Annotated in this window: 4 protein-coding genes; all 4 read left to right on the top strand. The window is 38.8% G+C overall.

The features are described from left to right. The first annotated feature begins 313 nt into the window (after positions 1–313). Genes glgB through glgA form a run of 4 tightly spaced genes read left to right on the top strand, consistent with a single transcriptional unit; the run spans position 314 to position 5,968 of the window. A complete protein-coding gene (glgB, locus tag FFM63_RS09495; RefSeq protein ID WP_137610050.1) occupies positions 314–2,218 on the top strand; it encodes a 1,4-alpha-glucan branching protein GlgB in 1,905 nt (634 codons plus the stop codon). A 39-nt stretch (positions 2,219–2,257) separates the two neighbouring features. After that, positions 2,258–3,403: a glucose-1-phosphate adenylyltransferase gene (locus FFM63_RS09490; RefSeq protein WP_137610049.1), complete on the top strand. Its 1,146-nt coding sequence runs from the start codon at positions 2,258–2,260 to the stop codon at positions 3,401–3,403. Next, a complete protein-coding gene (gene glgD, locus FFM63_RS09485; protein WP_137610048.1) occupies positions 3,390–4,538 on the top strand; it encodes a glucose-1-phosphate adenylyltransferase subunit GlgD in 1,149 nt (382 codons plus the stop codon). The genes FFM63_RS09490 and glgD overlap by 14 nt, the downstream gene beginning before the upstream one ends. A 2-nt stretch (positions 4,539–4,540) precedes the next feature. Further along, entirely contained in the window at positions 4,541–5,968 is a 1,428-nt protein-coding gene (gene glgA / locus FFM63_RS09480; protein ID WP_137610047.1) for a glycogen synthase GlgA, read from the top strand. Positions 5,969–6,000: the final 32 nt, after the last annotated feature.

Below are 6,000 nucleotides of genomic sequence, written 5' to 3'. Positions count from 1 at the left end.
TAATTCTTTGGTCAGAACTATTTTGAGTGTAGCACAAATGGCTTTTTTAGTTGTCTAGCTTAATTTTACAATCGGCGAAATAAAAAACGCTCAATTTAGCGGATTTAAAAAAATTGTCTTCTATTTTAATTCTTATTATAATATAATATTAAATAAGGAGAGTTAACACCGTGAAAAGGTAAACAAAAATATAGGTGTGTTATTTATTAAAAAATATTATTGTTTTATATAGAATGGATTTTATTTTTATTATTAAAATTTACACATTAAAATGTAATACAAGAACGCTGTAGCGTTTAAAAAGGTGGTTCTCATGAAAAATGATAAACAAAGTGAAATGCAGCAAGTTGATGATGCTAAGAAAACATTTTTGTCAGGTGAGAATTTCTACACACACCATTTTTTAGGTGCTCACCAAGTAGAAGAAGGGTATGTCTTTCGAGTCTGGGCGCCCAATGCATTGTCGGTGTTTTTAGTTGGTGATTTTAATGCGTGGCAGGATGATCTGCCAATGGAAAAAGATGACACAAGCGGGATTTGGCAAATATATACGGACCGTGCCAATGAAGGGGATCTTTATAAATTCAAAGTGATACAAGCCAATGGACGTGAGATTTTAAAAATCGATCCATTTGCGGTTCGGTTTGAAAAACGACCTGGTGACGCGGCTGAGCTGTATCAATTCCCCCAAAAAAAATGGAAAGATGGTCTATGGCGCGGACGAAGCAAACGTTCTAATCACTTTAAACGGCCGATGAATATTTACGAGATCCATGCAAGCTCGTGGAAACAACATGAAGATGGTACGCCATATAACTTAGCTGATTTAACGAAAGAGTTGATTCCTTACTTAGTCGAAATGAATTACACTCACGTTGAATTTATGCCGTTGATGGAGCATCCATTAGGCCGTTCTTGGGGGTATCAGCTGATTGGCTACTTTGCAATGAGTTCTTACTATGGCACGCCGGCACAATTTCAAGATTTTGTTGAAGCGTGTCATTTGAATAATATCGGTGTATTCGTGGATTGGGTACCAGGTCATTATTGTATCAATGATGATACGTTGCCGTATTATGATGGGACTCCGCAATTTGAATACGTCGATCCTGACCGGGCTAAAAATAATCGTTGGGGCTCGATCAATTTTGACTTAGGCAAACCGCAAGTTCAAAGTTTTTTGATTTCTAGTGCGATGTTTTGGATCGAGATGTTTCATATTGATGGGATTCGAGTAGATGCTGTTTCAAGTATGATCTACCGAGATTATGATGATGGTCCGTGGACCCCTAATCACGAAGGCGGAAACCGCAACCTCGAAGGATATTATTTCTTACAGAAATTAAATGCCGTAGTCAAGTTAGCACACCCAAATGTTTTGATGATTGCAGAAGAAAGTTCTTCTGAAACACCGGTGACTGGGCTGATCGAGAGTGGTTCGTTAGGGTTTGATTTTAAATGGAACATGGGTTGGATGAATGACGTCTTGCGCTTTTATGAGATGGACCCGCTTTATCGGAAAGATCATTTTAATCTAATCACTTTTTCTTTCATGTATATGATGCAAGAGAATTTTATTTTACCGTTATCTCATGATGAAGTCGTTCATGGTAAAAAGAGTTTGATGCACAAAATGTGGGGAGATCGTTACAAACAATTTGCGCAACTGAGAAATCTGTATACGTATCTTATGGTCCATCCAGGGAAAAAATTATTGTTTATGGGCAGCGAATGGGGACAATTTTTAGAATGGAAATTTGCCGAAGGGTTAGAATGGGGCGATTTGAATGAGCCGCTGAATCATTCGATGCAGTCTTTTACAGCGGAACTGAACGATTTTTATAAAAATCAACCAGCGTTGTGGGAATTGGAAGATTCTTATGACACGATCGAAATCATCGATGCAGACAACACAGAAGAATCCGTTTTGACTTTTATGCGAAAAGGAAAACGCAAGAAAGACTTTTTGATCGTCATATTGAATATGACGCCGATCGAACGTCGCGATTTTACGATCGGTGTTCCGTATCCTGGAAAATACAAAGAAATTTGGAATACAGAAATGCAAAAATTTGGCGGAACTTGGACAAGTCACAATGAAGATTGTCAAAGTGAACCAGTCGGATTTAAAGAGTACAGTCAAGTAATCAAAACGACTGTTCCAGCTTTAGGCGTTATTATTTTAAAACCGGAATCAATCAATACACGCAAGAGATAGAGGGGAGGTCGATGAAGGAATGTCCTTCATCAAAATAAAATGAAAACAGAGATATTAGCAATGATTTTAGCTGGCGGAAAAGGTTCTCGTCTCGGCAAACTAACACAAAAAATTGCAAAACCTGCTGTCCCTTTTGGTGGTCGTTATCGAATTATTGACTTTACATTGAGCAATTGTATCAACTCAGGAATCAACAATGTTGGCGTAGTGACACAATATCAGCCGTTAGCTTTGAACAATCACATCGGAAATGGTTCAAGTTGGGGATTTGATGGACTGAACTCAGGTGTGACAATCTTACAACCGTATTCAAGCAATGACGGCAGCAAATGGTTTGAAGGAACGGCTCATGCACTCTATCAAAACATGGATTACATTGATCAGATGGATCCGCAGTATGTTCTTGTTCTATCAGGCGATCATATTTATAAAATGGACTATGAAGCGATGCTGGAAAATCATAAAGCCAACAATGCTTCACTGACTGTTGCGGTAATTGAAGTACCGATAGAAGAAGCGCCACGTTTTGGGATCATGAATACGGATGAAAATGATCGGATCATTGAATTTGAAGAAAAACCAGCAGAGCCTAAAAGCAATCTGGCATCTATGGGAATTTATATTTTCAATTGGAGCCGTTTGCGCAGTGTCTTGTTGAATAGCTACAAAAAAGATGATCAAATGTTGGATTTTGGCAAACACGTGATCCCCGCCTATCTAGAGAGTGGTGAAAATGTTTTTGCGTATCGGTTTGATGGCTACTGGAAAGATGTAGGGACGATCGAATCATTATGGGAAGCTAGCATGGAGTTTATCGATCCTGCCCATAGCTTGGATATCCGCGATAAAAATTGGCGGATTCTGGCAAAAAATACAGTTTCTCCGCCGCACTTTTTAACAGAAAATGCGGAGGTAAAAGACGCGTTAATTGTAGACGGCTGCTATGTAGCAGGGCAAGTGGAGCATAGTATTTTATCAAATGATGTACAGGTCAAAGAAGGGGCGAAAGTCATTGACAGTGTGATCATGCCAGGTGCAACAATTGGAAAAAATGTACAGATCAAAAAAGCAATCATTGGTGAAAATGCGATTATCGGTGATAATGCTGTGGTCGACGGTTCAGAAGAAATTGCCGTTGTAGGCTATTCAGAAGTGATTGGAGTGTTGACAAGTGAGAGCGAATAAAATGAGTGCGATTTTGGGCAATGTGTATGAATGTCCAGAATTATTACCTTTGACTGAAAAAAGACCGCTGGCAACTTTGCCTTTCGATTGTAAATATCGTCTGATCGACTTTAATTTATCGAATGCCATCAACGCGAATATCAAATCTGTCTATATGATCTTTAATCAAGGGACTACGCAATCAGTTTTTGATCATATCGGCGGTGGCCGCGAATGGCATTTAGATAGTGTAGATAGTCGTTATTTTGTCCACTATTATCAAGATTTCTTAAAAAAGAAAGCAGAAGGGCGTCCGTATTTTGAGTCAGTGATTGATTATTTGAATAAATCAAAATCAGAATACACAGTCTTCATGGGAAATCGGATGCTTTGCAATATTGATTTAGAAGCAGTATTGAAAATCCACCAACAAAGCAACAGCACGATGACGGTCGTCTATAAAAAGATGCCCAAAGAACAGGTCTATCGGCAAGATGAGATTTTAGAAATTGATGAACATGGGCTTGTTCAAGGACATCATAATTTTTTAGAAGATAAGTCAGACGATGAATTATTTAATCTTGGCATGAAGATCTTTATTTGCCAAACCGAGTGGTTGATCAATGCCTTACAGGAAGGACAAAATTCAGGTAGTCCTGTAGCGCTGCTGGATTTCTTTACTCTAGCGATGAACAAAGTAAAAACATCTGCTTATGAGTATACCGGGTTTTTAAGAAATATTTTTGACATTAAGTCCTATTATGATGCCAATATGGATATGTTGGATCCTAAAAAATTCACTTCTTTACTATATTCAAAACAAAAAATCTATACGAAATTAAAAAATGAAGTCGCGACGTATTATTCACCAACTTCTGAAGTGAAAAAAAGTCAATTTGCCACCGGCTGTTTAGTTGACGGTAAAACGCACGGATCACTTTTCTCACGCAGTGTCGTGATTGAAAAAGATGCCGCAGTTGAAGACTCGATCGTGATGGCAAACTGCCGTATTTGTGAAAAGGCGGTTGTTCAATATGCGATCTTAGATAAAAATGTCGTGGTAGAACCTGGGATCAAAATCATCGGCTCAGCTGATAAACCCGTTGTAATCAAGAAAAATACGCATGTATTAAGTGACGTTTACGGAGGCGAATAGACGTGAAAACATTATTTGTAGCAGCGGAATGTGCTCCGTTTTTTAAAACTGGCGGATTAGGCGATGTTGCGGGGACGTTGCCCAAAGCCTTGCAGAAAAAAGGTACGGACATAAAAGTCGTTCTACCCTTTTTTACTAAAATGCCGCAGCATTATCAGGAACAGCTGCAAGATTTATTTTCGTATGAAGTTCAGGTTGGCTGGCGCAAGCAGTATTGCGGTGTAAAATATCTTCGAATGAATGAGATTGATTATTATTTTTTAGACAATCTTTATTACTTCGACCGGCCAGAATTATATGGGTATTATGATGATGGGGAACGCTTTGCTTTTTATCAGCAGGCGGTCATTGAGCTGATGGAAAAAATTGAATTTATTCCAGATGTTATGCACTTGAATGATTATCATACGGCATTCATTCCCTTTTTATTAAAAGAAAAGTATCGCTGGATCCAAAAGTTTAGTCCGATTCAGACAGTCTTGACCATCCATAACATCGAATTCCAAGGACAATACGACCGTCAAATCCTGGATGATTTATTTGGGATGGGTTATGAACGTTACGATGACGGAACTATTCGTTTTAATGACTGCGTAAATTTTATGAAGGCTGGAATTCTTTATGCTGATCGCGTGACTACGGTCAGTCCATCTTATGCTGAGGAAATCAAGACCGCTGAATTTGGTGCAGGATTGGATCCAATCTTACGGATGGAAAGCGGAAAGCTTTATGGAATTTTAAATGGGATTGATTACGAAGCCTTTGATGCTGCTAAAGATCCTGCCATTTTTACAAATTACGATCAAGAACGGCTTGATCAGAAAATAGAAAATAAAGTTCAATTGCAGAAAAGTTTAGGATTGCCTGTTCGACCAGACGTTCCAGTCATCGGGATCGTCAGCCGTTTGACTTATCAAAAAGGCTTTCATTTATTGTTGCAAGAAATGGAAAATTTGATGCAGTTTGATGTGCAATTAATCCTGATTGGTACCGGTGATCCGAAGTTTGAAGAGCAATTCCGATTTTTTGGACAAAAATATCCGGATAAAACAAGTATCCAGATTGCTTTTGATGTGAATTTAGCACAAAAAGTTTATGCCGGGGTCGATATGTTTCTGATGCCGTCAGCGTTTGAACCATGCGGATTGTCGCAAATGATCTCAATGCGCTATGGTACGTTGCCAATCGTACATGAAATCGGCGGGTTGAAGGATACAGTCCAACCGTATAACCCGATCACAAATGAAGGAACTGGTTTTGGCTTTACTATTTTTGAACCGTTCTATCTGATGAATGCGCTGAAACAAGCAATAGAACTCTACCAAGAGCATCAAGATATTTGGCGCAAAATGATGGTAGAAGCAATGTCACGTGATTTTAGCTGGACTGGCTCTAGTCAGCAATATTTAGATCTATACAAATTAGTGTAGAATTCAAAAAGCCAGAATCTAGGGCCCTCGGC

It is taken from the genome of Enterococcus pingfangensis (assembly GCF_005405205.1).
Lineage (GTDB): Bacteria > Bacillota > Bacilli > Lactobacillales > Enterococcaceae > Enterococcus_A > Enterococcus_A pingfangensis.
Note: the sequence above shows the minus strand (reverse complement) of the source record. Positions and strands in the feature narration are given on the sequence as shown.